This window comes from Intrasporangium flavum (assembly GCF_001956915.1).
Classification (GTDB): Bacteria; Actinomycetota; Actinomycetes; order Actinomycetales; family Dermatophilaceae; genus Monashia; species Monashia flava.
In genome coordinates this window covers 319,101-334,013 of the sequence record NZ_MLJO01000003.1, presented here as the reverse complement: position 1 = coordinate 334,013, position 14,913 = coordinate 319,101, and the positions used below count along the sequence as shown (strand labels likewise).

Sequence of the window (14,913 nt, the reverse complement as noted above, 5' to 3'; positions counted from 1 at the left end):
GGCACGCCCGGCTCAGCCTCGGTTGAGCCGGGCGTGCCGGCGTCCGTAGAGGAAGTAGACGAGGAACCCGAGCAGCATCCAGGCCAGGAAGCGCAGCCAGGTCTCGACCGACAGGTTCGTCATGAGGTAGACGCACGCCAGCGCCGACAGGGCGGGCACGAGCGGCGACAGGGGTACCCGGAAGGGGCGCCGCAGCTGCGGCTTCGTGCGTCGCAGGATCGGTACCGCCACCGACACGACGACGAACGCGAAGAGCGTGCCGATGCTGACGAGGTCGGCGAGCACCTTGAGCGGCAGGAACCCGGCGAGCAGCCCGATGAGCACGACCGTGCCGATCGTGATCTTCCACGGCGTGCCCCACCGCGGGTGGACCGCGGCGACCGATCGCGGGATGAGGCCGTCACGGCCCATCGAGAACCCGATGCGCCCCATGGCGACGATGTCGACGAGGATGACGGACGTGAGCCCGGCGACCGCCGCCACCGAGATGAGCGAGGCCGCCCAGCCGGCCCCGACCGCCCCGAACGCGCTGGCGATCGGCGCCCCCTCGTTGAGCGTGCGGTAGGGGACCATGCCGGTGATGACGAACGACACGGCGACGTAGAGCAGGGTGCAGATGCCGAGGGTGCCGAGCAGCCCGAGGGGCAGGTCGCGCGCCGGTCGACGGGTCTCCTCGCCGAGGTTGGCCACAGCCTCGAACCCGGTGTAGGCGAAGAAGACGACCGCCGCCGCCGTGAGGACCCCCGCCATGCCGAAGGCCGTGGGCTCGATGCCGAAGAGCGCCTGGCTCAACGGCTGCTGCAGGCCGGAGGTGCCGGTCGGGACCGGCTGCGGCGCCGGGATGAACGGCGTGAGGTTGGCCGCCTTGACGAAGAAGGCGCCCACGACGACGACGAAGACGCACACCAGCACCTTGACCGCGACGAGCAGGTTGGTCAGTCGCGCGCTCTCGCGGATCCCGAGCACGGCCACGACCCCGAGCAGCACGACGATCGCCACGGCCCCGACGTTGACCGGGGCGCTCTCGCCGAAGAGGCTCGTCGGCAGGTCGAACAGCTCCTGGAGGTAGCCGGACCACCCGCGGGCGACCACGGCTGCGCCGAGGGCGAACTCGAGGATGAGGTCCCAGCCGATGATCCAGGCGAACAGCTCGCCGATCGTCGCGTAGGCGTACGTGTAGGCCGAGCCGGCCGTCGGGACGGCCGAGGCCAGCTCGGCGTAGCAGAGCGCCGCGAGGAGGCTGACGAGCCCCGCGAGCGCGAAGGAGACGACGATGCCCGGGCCGGCGTGGTTCTTGGCCTCGATGCCGGTCAGCGTGAAGATGCCGGTGCCGATGACGATCCCGATGCCGAAGCCCATGAGGTCGCGGGCGCCGAGCCGCCGGTGCAGGCGTCCCGCGTCCGACGTGCCGGAGCCGCTCTCGCCGTCGGGTCCACCGGCCTGGGCCAGGACGTCCTCGACGGGCTTGGTGCGCAGGACCGAGTTCTCGGAGGTCATCCGGACACGCTAGGACAGGCCGGCGCCGCGCGCAGGACACGGTCCGGCCGCGGTCCTCGCGGCAGCACGGCGCGAGGCCTGCGGCGTGGCAGAGTTGAGCCATGAGCCAGCAGCCCTCCGGGTGGTACGACGACCCCAGCAACCCCGACATGCTCCGGTACTGGGACGGGGTCACGTGGACCAACCACACCGCGCCGAAGAAGTCGCCGACCGCCCCCCAGAGCACGATCGGTCGCCCCTACGGCGCCGACGCCGGCACCGACGCCACGGGAGCCGCGGCCCCGACGCAGCCCGGGGCCCCGACGCCGACGACGCCGATGCCGCAGGGCGGCTGGCAGGGCCAGCAGGGGTACCAGCAGGCTCCGTACCAGCAGGCACCCCAGTACCCGGGCGCTCCGCAGGGTGGGGCGCAGTGGATGTACAACGTCAAGACGACCGCCGACGGGGTCCCGCTCGCCTCGTGGGGCAAGCGATTCGCGGCCTGGCTCATCGACGGGGTCATCCTCGCGATCGTGGGCGGCGCCATCGCCTGGGCCGCCACCCCGAACCTGCAGCGCTCGTTCAGCGACATGTTCGACGCGGCGGCGCGGGGCGACCAGGCCGCCGTGCAGCAGATGCAGAGCGAGATCCTCGGCCCGACGCTCCAGTTCAGCATCGTGCTGTGGCTCGTCGTTTCCGCCTACTGCCTCGTCTTCTGGACCACCACGGCCCAGACGCCCGGCAAGATGGCGCTCGGCATCAGCGTCCGTCGCATGAGCGAGCCCGGACCGCTCCCGCTCGGCACCGCCGTGATGCGGCGACTCGTGCCGCTCGCCGGCCAGTTCGTCAGCATCCTGTCGCTCATCGACTACCTGTGGCCGCTGTGGGACGACAAGCGCCAGGCGCTGCACGACAAGGTCGCGAGCACCCAGGTCGTCGAGGGCAAGCAGCCGCGCCGGCAGGGCTGAGGCCTCCCGCCCGCAAACGCGACGCGCTCCCACCGGCCCGGTGGGGGCGCGTCGCGCGTGCGGCCCACAGCCGGGCAGGCGGTACATCCGGCGTGCCCCGCACGCCGTCGGCGAAAACGGTTTGTCCCGTTGTCGGTGGTTGCGGGCACAATGTCGTTCGCGCGGTCACCACCGCCCCCACGGCGCCGACGCCGTGCCCACACTCCACCTCGAGTCCGGAGCACCGCTGTGTCCTCAACCACCACCCCGACCCCGGCGGGCGTCTCGCCCGGCCATCCCGACAAGCTCGACGCCGCGGTCCTCAAGGTCGCCGGCGTCGTCGTGCTCGGTGCGATCATGTCGATCCTCGACATCACGGTCGTCAACATCGCGCTGACGAAGTTCCAGACCGTCTTCGCCGAGCCGGGCGGCGAGCCGCTCGCCTACTCCACGGTCGCCTGGACCGTCACGGCCTACACGCTGGCGCTCGCCACCGTCATCCCGCTCACCGGCTGGGCCGCCGACCGGTTCGGCACCAAGCGGCTCTACATCATGGCCGTCATCCTCTTCACGGCCGGCTCGGCGCTCTGCGCGGCCGCCGGGTCGATCGAGGTGCTCATCGCCTACCGCGTCCTGCAGGGTCTGGGCGGCGGCATGCTCATGCCCCTCGGCATGACGATCATGACGCGTGCGGCCGGCCCCGAGCGGATGGGCCGGCTCATGGCGGTGCTCGGCATCCCGATGCTCCTCGGTCCGATCTTCGGCCCGATCCTCGGCGGCTGGCTCATCGACAACTACTCGTGGCACTGGATCTTCCTCATCAACGTGCCGATCGGCATCGTCGCCGTCGGCTACGCGATGTGGGCGCTGCCGTCCGACCGGCCCGAGCCGTCCGAGTCCTTCGACGTCATCGGCATGCTGCTCATGTCGCCGGGCCTCGCGCTCTTCCTCTACGGCGTCAGCTCGATCCCCGGCGAGCGCACCGTCGCCTCGGCCAAGGTCCTCGTGCCCGGCCTCGTCGGCCTCGTCATGATCATCGCGTTCGTGCTCTACAGCTTCCGCCCGCAGCACCCGTTGCTCGACCTGCGCCTCTTCTCCAACCGGCGCCTCACCGTCGCGACGATCACGATGTTCCTCTTCGGCGCGGCCTTCTTCGGCGGTCTGCTCCTCGTGCCCCAGTACCTCCAGCAGGTCCGGGCCGAGACGCCCCTGCACGCCGCCTACCTCATGGTGCCGCAGGGCATCGGCGCGATGCTGACGATGCCGGTCGCCGGGGCGCTCGCCGACCGCTTCCCGGTCGGGCGCATCGTCCCGTTCGGTCTGGTGGCCATCGTCGCCGGCATGTTCGCACTGACCCAGGTCGGGCCCGACACGAGCTACTGGGGCTTCATCATCCCGGTGCTGTTCGTCATGGGCCTCGGCATGGGCGGCACGATGATGCCGATCATGACCTCGGCGCTCAAGACGCTGACCCACCACCAGGTGGCGCGCGGGTCCACGCTGCTCAACATCACCCAGCAGATCGCGAGCTCGATCGGGGTCGCCGTCATCTCGGTCGTCTTCACCAACTACCTCAACGGCTCGCCGCGGGCCGGGGCCGTGCTCGGCGCCCAGTTCGACCCGTCGATCAAGGACCGGCTCGGCCCGCAGGGGATGGCCCAGGCGGTCAGCGAGCTCGCCGACGTCTACGGCCGGACGTTCCTCATCGCGGCGATCCTCTGCGCCGCGACCCTCGTCGCGGCGTGGTTCCTGCCCCGCCGGCACGAGGAGCCGGTCGCGCTCGAGGCCGACGCCGACGCGCCTGCCGCGCCGGTCGTCCTGCACTGACGCGTCCTGACGCCGCACACCAGCGCCCCCACCCGATCGGGTGGGGGCGCTGGTGTGTCAGGGATGTCACGGGGCGTCGGAGGACGCGGCGAGGGCCGCGAGGTCGCGCTCGGCGAAGAGCCGGTGGTGGTACTCCTCGTTGAGCACGACGAGCAGGCAGTCGCGCACCTGGAAGGAGCGTCCGGGCGGGGGCCAGCCGGGGGCGTCGACCGGCGTCGTCATCCGGTCGAGGCCGTGCTCGTCGATGCGGTCGACGACCTCGCGCACCGTGGCCATCCGTCCGAGCCGCAGCTCCAGCGCCTCGTCGAGGGTGGGCCGGGCCTGCCGGTCGCAGGGCACGCCGGGTGTCGTGGGCATGTCGTCCCACGGCAGGTCGAGCGGGTGCCACGGCGCCGGGTCGCCGAGGACGCCCCGACCGACCCACGCGTCGGTCGCGAAGGCGAGGTGGCGCAGCGTCTCGACGAACGACCACTCGCCGCCGACCGACGCGTGCAGCTGCTCCGGTGGCAGCGTGCGGGCCCGCTCGACCGTTCCCTCCCAGAGGTGCTCGACGACGTCCCACGCCTCGCGGAACCCGTCCGGGTCGGTGGGGCGCATCTTCGGCCGGGCCGGGTCGCGCCGGTCGAGCTCGGCCTCGACGAGCGGCACGACGTCGACGCCGTTGACCGTCACGTTGAGCAGCTCGCCGGTGATGTCGACGTCCTCCAGCTCGACGCCGCGCATGACGACCCGGCGCAGCTCGCTGAACCGGACGGTGGCATCGGTGAGGTGGACCTTCTCGAAGCTCGACCCGCGCAGGTCGACGGCCCGGAAGGTGCTGTCCTGCAGGTCGGTCCGCTCGAAGCGTGACCCGTGCAGGTCCTGCCCGACGTGCTCCCCGCCGGGCTGTCCCGGCCTCCCTGTCGTATCGCTCATGGCGCGACCGTAGACCGGGAACCGGACGTTCGGCGTCCGGAGGAACCGAGCCGCGGCGTCGACGGGGAGGGCCGCGGGGGCGGTCGCCGGCGAGGGTCAGTAGTCGACGGGGTCGCGCACGATCGGGCACGTCATGCAGTGCCCACCGCCGCGGCCGCGCCCGAGCTCGGAGCCGACGATGGTGATGACCTCGATCCCGGCGCGGCGCAGCAGGGCGTTCGTCGTCGTGTTGCGGTCGTAGGTGAACACGACGCCCGGCGAGACGGCCACGGCGTTGTTGCCGCTGTCCCACTGCTGGCGCTCGGAGGCGTACTCGTCGCCACCGGTCTCGATGACGCGGAGGCGGTCGAGGCCGAGCGCCCGGGCCACGACGTCGACGAACGGCGTGCCCCCTTCGTCGGTGACCTCGATCCCCGGCGCGGCGTCGGTCGGGCGGAGGCTGAAGGTGTGGACGCGGTCCATGATCGCCGGGTACAGCGTCACGACGTCGCGGTCGGCGAAGGTGAAGACGGTGTCGAGGTGCATGGCGGCGCGCAGCTTCGGCAGCGCGGCCACGACGACGTGCTCGGCGGCCCCGCGGGCGAAGAGGGCCGCAGCGACCTGGCTCACGGCCTGGCGCGAGGTGCGCTCGCCCATGCCGAGGAGGACGGTGCCGTTGCCGACCGGCATGACGTCGCCGCCCTCGAGCGTCGCACGGCCCCAGTCCTGCTCGGGGTCGCCCCACCACACCGTCGAGCCCGACCAGCGCGGGTGGAAGGTGTACACGGCCTTGTAGAGGAGCGTCTCCTCGCGACGGGCGGCGTAGTAGAGCGGGTTGAGGGTGAGGCCGCCGTAGAGCCAGCACGTCGTGTCGCGGGTGTAGAGGGTGTTCGGCAGCGGCGGCATGAGGTAGTCGCGGACCCCGGCGTGCTCGAGCGCGAGCCGGACGTAGGGCGTGCGGAACTCGCCGGGCAGGTCGCCGATGGCGAGGCCCCCGATGAGCAGCTCGGCGAGGCGCGCCGGGTCGAGCGAGTCGAGGAAGGCGCGGGTGCCCTCGACGAGGCCGAGCCCGACGGTGTTCGCGACGATCTTGCGGTCGAGCAGCCACTGCCGGGCGGCCGGGATGGCGAGGGTCTCGGCGAGCACGTCGTGCAGCTCGAGGACCTCGACGCCGAGCCCGCGCAGCTGGGCGACGAAGTCGGCGTGGTCGGCCTGGGCCTTCTCGACCCACATGACGTCGTCGAAGAGGAGGTCCTCGGCGGTGCTCGGGGTCAGCCTGCGGTGGGCCAGCCCGGGCCGGCAGACCAGCACGGCGCGCAGCCGGCCCACCTCGGAGTGGACGCCGAGGGTCGTCGGGGTCTGCGCCATGTCGGTCCTTCCGGTGGGGGTCAGGGGAGCCGGTGGGTCAGCGGGCGGGTCGGATCGTGCCGGTGGCCTCGGCGATGCCGATGCGGGCGCCGTCGGGTCCGGGGGCCCAGGCCGTCAGCGTCACGGTGTCGCCGTCCTCGAGGAATCCGCGCGTCGACCCGTCGGGCAGGTGCAGGGGGTCGGTGCCGTTCCACGTCAGCTCGAGCAGCGAGCCGCGCGTGTCCTTCTCCGGCCCGGAGATCGTGCCGGAGCCGAAGAGGTCGCCGTCGCGCAGCGAGGCGCCGTTGACGGTGAGGTGGGCGAGCATCTGGGCCGGCGACCAGTACATGACGCGGTGCTCGGGCCGGCTGACCACGGTGCCGTTGAGGGCGACCTCGACGTGCACGTCGAGGCCGAAGGCGTCGCCGCGAAGGTAGGGCAGCACCTCCGGGTCGGACTGGCCGGGCAGTGGCACCCGCGCGGCGTCGAGCGCCTCGAGCGGGGTGACCCAGGCCGACACGGTGGTCGCGAACGACTTGCCGAGGAACGGGCCGAGCGGCACGTACTCCCAGGCCTGCAGGTCGCGGGCGCTCCAGTCGTTGAGCAGGACGACGCCGAAGAGGTGGTCCGGGGCGTCGTCGACCGACACCCGGCTGCCGAGCTCGGTGGCGCCCCCGACGACGTAGCCGAGCTCGGCCTCGATGTCGAGGCGGGTGCTCGGGCCGAACACCGGCGCCGGGTCGTTCGGTCCCTTGCGCTGGCCGGTGGGCCGCACGACGTCGGTGCCCGAGACGACGACGGTGCCCGAGCGCCCGTGGTAGCCGATCGGCAGGTGCTTCCAGTTCGGCGGGAGGGCCGCATTGTCGGGGCGGAAGACCTTCCCGACGTTGGACGCGTGGTCCTCGCTGGCGTAGAAGTCGACGTAGTCGGCGACCTCGACCGGCAGGTGCAGGGTGACGTCGGCCAGCGGGTGCACGTGGGGCGCGACGCCGTCGCGGTGGACGTCGTCGGAGAGGACCTCGATGAGCCACTGCCGGGCCGCCGTCCACGCCGGACGCCCGAGGGCGAGGAAGGCGTTGAGGCTGGGCGTCAGCCAGGCGGTGGCGAGGTCGGGGCCCTCGCCGACGAACCCGGCGTCGCGGCCGATCGCCGCCACCTTGCCGGCGTCGAGCACGAGGTCGCCGATGCGCACGCCGACGCGGCGGTCCGGGTCGTCGGCCGTGCTGAAGACGCCGTACGGGAGGGTGTGGATGCCGAAGGGGTGGTCGGCGGGGACGTCGAGCCACGTCGTCATCACGTCGATCTCCTTGTCGTGGTGAGGAACTCGTGCGGGAGGGCGGGCAGGTGGTGCCGGCGGTTCAGGGGACCAGGCCGAGGGCCTCGAGCTCGTGCAGCGGGTCGAGGACGCCGCAGCAGCCGTACGACGAGAAGGCGCGGCGCACCCGGCCCGCGTCGTCGGGCCCGAGCGAGGAGACAGCGCCGACCAGCACCTCGGTGTCGGTGCGCCCGAGGGTGGCGGCCAGGTGCGGCGCCTCGGCGCCGTCGAGGGCCTCGTGGACGGCGAGCAGCACGTTGAGCAGGCCGTGCATCGGCTCGCTCTCGTAGCGGCCGCGCACGACGTGGTGCAGGCCGCCGGTCAGCTTGAAGGACAGGCCGCGCAGGACCGCGGCGTCGAGGAAGGCGCCGAGGGCGGCCTCGTCGGGCCAGGGCCACGTCGGCGTGGGCCCGGTGCGGAACTTGGCCCGGACGTCGTGGTCGGCGTCGACGGCCTCGGCGAGGTCGTCGAGCGCGCGCTCCTGCTCGGCGCCGGTGCCGACCTCGACGACGAGGGGGACCTCGAGTTCGAGAAGGGCGCGCCATCCTGCGGACCAGCCGACCTCCCCGGCCGTGACGAGCACCCGCTCGTCGTCGCGCAGCACGCCGACGGCGTCGGCGAGCGCCTCGCCGGGCGACCCGGGGCGCACGACGAGCGAGACCGCGAGCGGTTCGGTGGCGGGGCGCCCGTCGGCGGCCGCGAGGGCGACGAGCTCGGCGGCGGAAGCCGCGGGGACGAGGAGCGGTCCGACGTGCGGACCGTGGCCGGTCGTGCGACGGTCGAGGTGCTCGCGCACGGCGACGTCGAGCGCCGCGTTGCCGGGTGGGAAGACCGCCGCGTCGTCGACGAGACGGTCGAACAGGGGCGCGAACGGCGTCCTTGACATGGTTCCGGAGCGTACTCCACTGTTGCCGTAGTGATACGTACACGTCCGCTGAGCGGACGCGTCGACCTGAGGACGACAGAGAGGCCATCCGTCCATGGCGCACTACCACGCCGTCGGTGACATCCCCCCGAAGCGGCACACCCAGCACCGGCGCCCGGGCGCCGACGGGCAGCCGGGCGAGCTGTACTACGAGGAGCTGATGGGGGAGGAGGGCTTCTCCTCCGACTCCTCGCTGCTCTACCACCGCAACATCCCGTCCACGACCGTCGGTGCCGCGGTGTGGGACCTGCCCGACCAGTCGACGACACCGAACCACCCCCTGACGCCGCGCCACCTCAGGCTGCACGACCTCTTCGACGCCGACGCCGTGGCAGCGGCCGACGTCGTCACCGGGCGCCGCCTCGTGCTCGGCAACGGTGACGTGCGCATCTCCTACGCCGTTGCCGCACAACCGAGCCCGTGGTACCGCAACGGCATCGGCGACGAGTGCGTCTACATCGAGCGGGGTGCGGCGCGCGTCGAGACCGTCTTCGGAGCCTTCGACGTCGCCGAGGGCGACTACGTCGTCATCCCGCGCGCCACGACCCACCGCTGGCTGCCGGTCGCCGACGCCGACGAGCCGCTGCGCGCGTACTGCATCGAGGCCAACAGCCACATCGCGCCGCCGAAGCGCTACCTGTCCAGGTACGGGCAGCTGCTCGAGCACGCGCCCTACTGCGAGCGCGACCTGCGCCAGCCCGACGGTCCCCTCCTCGCCGAGCACGTCGGCGCCGACCCGGACGAGCAGACCGAGGTCTACATCAAGCACCGGGGCAACGGTCCCGGCGGCGTCGTCGGCACCGTGCACACCCTGCCGTTCCACCCGCTCGACGTCGTCGGCTGGGACGGCTGCCTCTACCCGTACGTCTTCAACGTGCGCGACTTCGAGCCGATCACCGGCAGGATCCACCAGCCGCCGCCGGTCCACCAGGTCTTCGAGGGCGCGAACTTCGTCATCTGCAACTTCGTGCCGCGCAAGGTCGACTACCACCCGCTCGCCGTGCCGGTGCCGTACTACCACTCGAACGTCGACAGCGACGAGATCATGTTCTACGTCGACGGCGACTACGAGGCGCGCAAGGGCTCGGGCATCGGCAAGGGCTCGATCTCGGTGCACCCCGGCGGCCACGCCCACGGCCCCCAGCCCGGCGCGACCGAGGGCTCGCTCGGTGTCGAGCGCTTCGACGAGCTCGCCGTCATGGTCGACACCTTCCGCCCGCTCGAGCTCGGTGAGGGCGGCCTGGCCGTCGACGACGGGCTCTACGCGATGTCGTGGTCCAAGGGCCTCGGTCGCCCGGCGCCCGGCGGCGCGCACTCCGAGGGATGAGGAGGACGGGCACGTCGTGGCCGACAGCACGGGACGCAGCGAGTCCTCCCAGACCCTCGACCGCGGCATCCGCGTGCTCGAGGTGCTCGCCCTGCCCGGGCGCGCCGGCGGCCTGACGATCACCCAGCTCGCGGGTGAGCTGGGCGTCGGGCGCCCGGTCGTGTACCGGCTCGTCGCGACCCTCGAGGCCCACCGCCTCGTGTCGCGGGTCGCCGACGGCCGGGTCCGGATCGCCCTGGGGCTGAGCCGCCTCGGCGCGGCCGTGACGCCGATCGTGCGCACCGAGGCGCGTCCGGTGCTCCGCGAGCTCGCCGACGCCGTCGGCGCGACGGCCCACCTCACCATCGCCGACGGGGACGAGGCCCTGGCCCTCGTCGTCGTCGAGCCGACGTGGACCGACTTCCACGTCGCCTACCGCTCGGGCGCGCGGCACCCCCTCGACCAGGGAGCGGCCGGGCGCGCGATCCTGGCCGGCCGCGAGGGGCGACGTGACGTCGTCGCCACCGACGGCGAGCTGCAGACCGGGGCGCACGGCCTCGCGGTGCCGGTACTGACCCGCGACCCCGACGCCGTCGAGGCCTCGGTCGGCGTCGTCGCCCTCGAGCCGCTCGACGTCCGCACGGTCGGGCCACGGCTCGAGCGTGCGGCCAAGGCGTTGCGCGCCGTCCTCCGGTAGCCGCGGCGCCCGGTCCCCCGGCCGCGGATCGCCCCACAGCTCAACGAGGTCGGGCAAATCGGACGCCAAGGTAAAGACTTCGTCAGGAGATCCGACGACGTCGCAACCTCCGCCTTCCCGCGCCGGTCTAGTGGGTGCAGGCGTCCGACGACGGACGCCCAACAGGGATAGGGGACAGTCCATGAGAGCACCACGTCTTCTCGTCGCACTCGCAGCAGCAGCGCTTCTGGCACCGCTCGGTGCCACGACCGCGTCAGCGGCGCCCACGAACGACACCGTCGCGGGTGCCACCGCCGTCACGGCGCTGCCCACGACCATCACCCAGGACACGAGCACCGCCACGACGGACGCCGTCGACGCGGGCCTCAACCAGCTGTGCGGTGCCCCCGCCACGAACGGCAGCGTGTGGTTCACCTACACCGACACCACCGGCAACGGACTCCTCGTCGACGTGTCCGGGTCGGGCTTCAGCGCCGGCGTGGCCATCGTGGCGGGTGACCCGACCGCCGGCGGCGAGCTGCTCGCGTGCGCGCCGGGTGCCGGAGCCGCTCGTGGCGCGGCCGGCACGACGTACTACGTCATGGCGTTCTCGGACACGCCGGGCGTCGTCGGCGGCAACCTCGTCGCGTCGTTCTCCGACCCCGGCCCGGCGCCCGAGGCGATGGTGACGGTCGACCCGCGTGCGACGGCCTACAAGGACGGCAGCGCCAGGCTCACGGGCACCTACTCCTGCCTCAACGCCGACGGCTACGCGAGCGTCGTCCAGGGACAGCTCGTCCAGCAGGTCGGGCGGGTCAAGGTCACCGGCGAGTTCTTCGTCAACCCGCTCGAGTGCGACGGGGCCGTGCACCCGTGGGAGGCGGTCGTCACCAGCCAGAACGGCCTCTTCGCCGGGGGCAAGGCCGCCAACGTCACGGTCGCGTTCGCGTGCGGCCTGCTCGACTGCGCGTCCGCGTTCGTCGAGCAGCGGGTGCAGGTCTCGCGCAACGGCAAGTGAGCTGAGGCCGGTGCGGCACCCCGACCGTGGGGTCAGCCCCCGACGGTCGGGGTGCCGACGAGGTGGACGCCCGCGGCCTCGAGCTGCTCGAGGGCGGCGTCGGTCGTCGGTCGGGCCACGCCGGCGGTGAGGCCGAGCAGGACCGTGGTGTCGAAGCCTGCGCCCTGCGCGTCGAGGGCCGTGGCGCGGACGCAGTGGTCGGTGGCGATGCCGACGACGTCGACGGTCGTGACGCCGCGCTCGCGCAGCCACGACGCGAGGTCGGTGCGCTCGGCGTCGTCGCTGACGCCCTCGAAGCCGCTGTAGGCGGCCTCGTGGCGACCCTTGCGGAAGACCGCCTCGACGTGGCCGAGGGCGCCGGCCAGGCCCGGGTGGAACTGCGACCCGTCCGAGTCGGCGACGCAGTGCACGGGCCAGGAGTCCACGTAGTCGGGCTCGTCGCTGAAGTGCGGGCCCGGGTCGATGTGCCAGTCGGCGGTGGCGACGACGTGGGCGTAGTCACCGGCGTGGGCACCGACGTGCTCGCTGACGGCACCGGCCACCGCCGCACCGCCGGCGACGGCGAGCGAGCCGCCCTCGCAGAAGTCGTTCTGCACGTCGACGATGACGAGAGCGCGGTGGCTCGCGTCGGCGTCGTGGTTCGCGGATCCGCCCATGGCTCAGTGCTCCTCGTAGATCGTGGGGATGACGGGCTCGCCCCTGCTGAGCTGCGCGGCGGCCCGCGGCAGCTCGGCGCGGGAGGCCTCGTGACGGGCCCGCGCCTCGTGGATGTCCTGGTGGTCGACGACCTCGCCGCCGCGCACGAGCTTGACCATCAGGGGGCGGTCGTCGCCGTCGTCGTGGGGCCGCTCGCCGATGCCGACGACCTCCGCCTGCGCGACGCCGGATCCGTTGCGGCGCCGCATCGCCCACTTGCGACCGCCGACCGACGTCTTGTCCTTGCTCTTCTTGGCCACCGGCGCCATCGCTCCCGAGGCGTCCTCGCGCTGGACGAGCTTGTAGACCATCGAGGCCGTCGGGGCGCCCGAGCCGGTGACGAGGGCCGTGCCGACGCCGTAGCCGCTGACCGGGGCCGCGGCGAGGGCGGCGATGGCGAACTCGTCGAGGTCGCTCGTCACGATGATCCGGGTGTGGTGGTTACCGGCGGCGTCGAGCTGGGCCCGCACCTCCTGGGCCTGGATGAGCAGGTCGCCGGAGTCGAGGCGCACGGCGCCGAGCTCGGGCCCGGCCACCTGGAGGGCGAGGTCGACCGCGGTGCGTACGTCGTAGGTGTCGACGAGGAGCGTCGTGCCCCTGCCGAGGGAGTCGACCTGGGCGGTGAACGCCTCCTTCTCCGAGTCGTAGAGGAGGGTGAAGGCGTGCGCGGCCGTGCCCGCGGTGGGCACGCCGAAGCGTCGGCCCGCCTCGAGGTTGCTCGTCGTGCCGAACCCGGCCACGTAGGCCGCGCGCGCGGCGGCGACCGCGGCCTCCTCGTGGGTGCGGCGCGAGCCCATCTCGATGCAGGGGCGGTCGCCGGCGGCGGCGGTCATCCGCGAGGCCGCGGACGCGATCGCCGTGTCGTGGTTGAGGATCGAGAGCACGAGGGTCTCGAGCAGGACCCCCTCGGCGAAGGTCGACTCGACGACGAGGACGGGGGAGCCGGGGAAGTAGCACTCGCCCTCGGCGTAGCCGGTGACGTCGCCGGAGAACCGGTAGCCGGCGAGCCAGTCGAGCGTGGGCCGGTCGACGACGCCGGCGCCCTCGAGGAAGGCCAGCTCCTCGTCGCCGAAGCGGAACCGCTCGAGGGCCTCGAGGAAGCGACCGGTGCCGCTCACGACCCCGTAGCGCCGTCCCTCGGGCAGCCGCCGTGCGAAGGCCTCGAAGACGCAGCGCCGGTGCGCCTCGCCCGAGGCGAGCGCCGCCTGGAGCATCGTCAGCTCGTAGTGGTCGGTCAGCAGCGCCGTGCTTGCGGCGCGAGGGCTCGTCGGGCTCACGCGCCCACCCTATGCGGGCCCGTCGCGCCGACCGGGCCTCGCGCCGGACCGGCCCGCGACGGAGGCCTCGGCCGTGGACCTAGGGTGGTCCCGTGACGCCGAGCCTGTCCCTCGCCCCGGTCGAGGAGGAGACCACCTCCGTGGAGGAGGTCGTCGCGCCCGACGTGCCGTGGGTGACGATCGTCTGGAACGACCCGGTCAACCTCATGACGTACGTGACGTGGGTCTTCGAGACCTACTACGGCTACCCGCGCGCCAAGGCCGAGAAGCTCATGATGGACGTGCACGTCAAGGGTCGCGCCGTCGTGGCCAACGGCCCTCGCGAGTCGATGGAACGCGACGCCGAGGCGCTGCAGGGCTACGGCCTCTGGGCCACCTTCGAGAAGGACGAGTGATGGCACGCGCCTTCCTGCGCGAGGACGACCGCTACGTCGCGCTCCTCGACGAGCTCGAGCGCACCGTGCTGCGCGGCCTCATGGAGCAGACGCGGATCCTGCTGTCGCCCGAGGTCGAGCCCACCGGTGACGCGTTCGACGACCTCGTCGCGTCGATGGGCGTGTCGCTCGGCGCATCCGACGAGGGCGTCGACACGGCGACGGGCACGACGACCGGCTCGGCGACCGGCTCGGCGACCGGCTCGGCGACCGGCTCGGCGACCGACGAGGACGAGGGGCGCGACCCGGCGCTCGACCGACTGCTGCCCACCGCGCACCGCGGTGACGACGCCGTCGCGGCCGAGTTCCGCCGGCTCACCGAGGAGGGCCTGCGCCAGCGCAAGAGCGGCAACCTCGACCTCGCGCTGCGCCGCATCGAGGCCGCCGAGGACGACCGGGTCGAGCTGGCCCCCGACGAGGCGCCGCCCTTCCTCGTCGCCCTCACCGACGTGCGCCTGCTGCTCGGCGAGCGGATGGGGATGCGCACCGAGCAGGACGCCGACGCGCTCTACGAGGCGCTCGAGTCGCTCGACGGTGACGACCCGCTCGGGTACGCGATGGCCTGGTACGACTTCCTCACCTGGCTGCAGGAGACGCTGACCCAGGCCCTGATGGGCGAGCGCCTGGACGAGGGCATCGACGAGGGCATCGACGAGGGCATCGACGAGCGCCTGGACGAGGGCACGGACGAGGACCCGGAGGAGGGCCCGGACCGCTGACCCGGCGCGTGGCGTCCGACACACCGGGGACGCGTGGGCGCGCCCGCGTCGGTCCC

At 72.9% G+C, this 14,913-nt stretch carries 14 protein-coding genes; 7 read left to right on the top strand and 7 right to left on the bottom strand.

The window, feature by feature from the left end; genetic code table 11:
- Nucleotides 1-12 precede the first annotated feature (12 nt).
- Nucleotides 13-1,497, bottom strand: a complete 1,485-nt coding sequence (locus BIV28_RS03195) for an amino acid permease (RefSeq protein WP_076259195.1) — start codon at nucleotides 1,495-1,497, stop codon at nucleotides 13-15.
- Nucleotides 1,498-1,598: 101 nt separating this feature from the next.
- Here BIV28_RS03195 and BIV28_RS03190 point away from each other — a divergent pair, with 101 nt between their 5' ends.
- Both BIV28_RS03190 and BIV28_RS03185 read left to right on the top strand, forming a co-directional pair.
- Nucleotides 1,599-2,444, top strand: coding sequence for an RDD family protein (locus tag BIV28_RS03190; RefSeq protein ID WP_076259193.1), 846 nt, complete (start codon nucleotides 1,599-1,601; stop codon nucleotides 2,442-2,444).
- A 228-nt stretch (nucleotides 2,445-2,672) separates the two neighbouring features.
- Complete coding sequence (locus tag BIV28_RS03185) at nucleotides 2,673-4,250, top strand: DHA2 family efflux MFS transporter permease subunit (RefSeq protein WP_076259192.1); 1,578 nt, start codon at nucleotides 2,673-2,675, stop codon at nucleotides 4,248-4,250.
- 66 nt (nucleotides 4,251-4,316) lie between these two features.
- On the opposite strand, the gene BIV28_RS03180 is transcribed toward BIV28_RS03185, so the two are convergent.
- From BIV28_RS03180 to BIV28_RS03165, 4 genes are all read right to left on the bottom strand, one after another.
- Nucleotides 4,317-5,165, bottom strand: a complete 849-nt coding sequence (locus BIV28_RS03180; protein WP_076259190.1) for a DinB family protein — start codon at nucleotides 5,163-5,165, stop codon at nucleotides 4,317-4,319.
- 96 nt (nucleotides 5,166-5,261) lie between these two features.
- Nucleotides 5,262-6,512 (bottom strand): arginine deiminase, encoded by a 1,251-nt coding sequence (locus tag BIV28_RS03175; protein ID WP_076259189.1) that lies wholly within the window; start codon nucleotides 6,510-6,512, stop codon nucleotides 5,262-5,264.
- 37 nt (nucleotides 6,513-6,549) lie between these two features.
- Nucleotides 6,550-7,785 (bottom strand): fumarylacetoacetase, encoded by a 1,236-nt coding sequence (gene fahA, locus BIV28_RS03170; RefSeq protein WP_076259461.1) that lies wholly within the window; start codon nucleotides 7,783-7,785, stop codon nucleotides 6,550-6,552.
- A 64-nt stretch (nucleotides 7,786-7,849) separates the two neighbouring features.
- The gene (locus BIV28_RS03165; RefSeq protein ID WP_076259187.1) at nucleotides 7,850-8,692 is read right to left on the bottom strand and encodes a hypothetical protein; all 843 of its coding nucleotides are present in this window, start codon (nucleotides 8,690-8,692) and stop codon (nucleotides 7,850-7,852) included.
- Between the two features lie 94 nt (nucleotides 8,693-8,786).
- On the opposite strand from BIV28_RS03165, the gene BIV28_RS03160 reads away from it, so the two are divergent.
- The 3 genes from BIV28_RS03160 (at nucleotide 8,787) to BIV28_RS03150 (ending at nucleotide 11,731) form a co-directional block, all read left to right on the top strand.
- Nucleotides 8,787-10,058, top strand: coding sequence for a homogentisate 1,2-dioxygenase (locus tag BIV28_RS03160; RefSeq protein WP_076259185.1), 1,272 nt, complete (start codon nucleotides 8,787-8,789; stop codon nucleotides 10,056-10,058).
- A 16-nt stretch (nucleotides 10,059-10,074) separates the two neighbouring features.
- Nucleotides 10,075-10,734, top strand: coding sequence for an IclR family transcriptional regulator (locus BIV28_RS03155; protein WP_076259184.1), 660 nt, complete (start codon nucleotides 10,075-10,077; stop codon nucleotides 10,732-10,734).
- A 181-nt stretch (nucleotides 10,735-10,915) separates the two neighbouring features.
- A complete protein-coding gene (locus BIV28_RS03150) occupies nucleotides 10,916-11,731 on the top strand; it encodes a DUF6299 family protein (protein ID WP_076259182.1) in 816 nt (271 codons plus the stop codon).
- 32 nt (nucleotides 11,732-11,763) lie between these two features.
- On the opposite strand, the gene BIV28_RS03145 is transcribed toward BIV28_RS03150, so the two are convergent.
- Entirely contained in the window at nucleotides 11,764-12,387 is a 624-nt protein-coding gene (locus BIV28_RS03145) for an isochorismatase family protein (protein ID WP_076259180.1), read from the bottom strand.
- Between the two features lie 3 nt (nucleotides 12,388-12,390).
- Nucleotides 12,391-13,641 (bottom strand): nicotinate phosphoribosyltransferase, encoded by a 1,251-nt coding sequence (locus BIV28_RS03140; protein WP_242652753.1) that lies wholly within the window; start codon nucleotides 13,639-13,641, stop codon nucleotides 12,391-12,393.
- Between the two features lie 155 nt (nucleotides 13,642-13,796).
- On the opposite strand from BIV28_RS03140, the gene clpS reads away from it, so the two are divergent.
- Both clpS and BIV28_RS03130 read left to right on the top strand, forming a co-directional pair.
- The gene (clpS, locus tag BIV28_RS03135) at nucleotides 13,797-14,099 is read left to right on the top strand and encodes an ATP-dependent Clp protease adapter ClpS (protein ID WP_076259177.1); all 303 of its coding nucleotides are present in this window, start codon (nucleotides 13,797-13,799) and stop codon (nucleotides 14,097-14,099) included.
- Nucleotides 14,099-14,857 (top strand): DUF2017 domain-containing protein, encoded by a 759-nt coding sequence (locus BIV28_RS03130; RefSeq protein ID WP_076259175.1) that lies wholly within the window; start codon nucleotides 14,099-14,101, stop codon nucleotides 14,855-14,857. Before clpS ends, BIV28_RS03130 begins: the two co-directional genes overlap by 1 nt.
- Nucleotides 14,858-14,913: the final 56 nt, after the last annotated feature.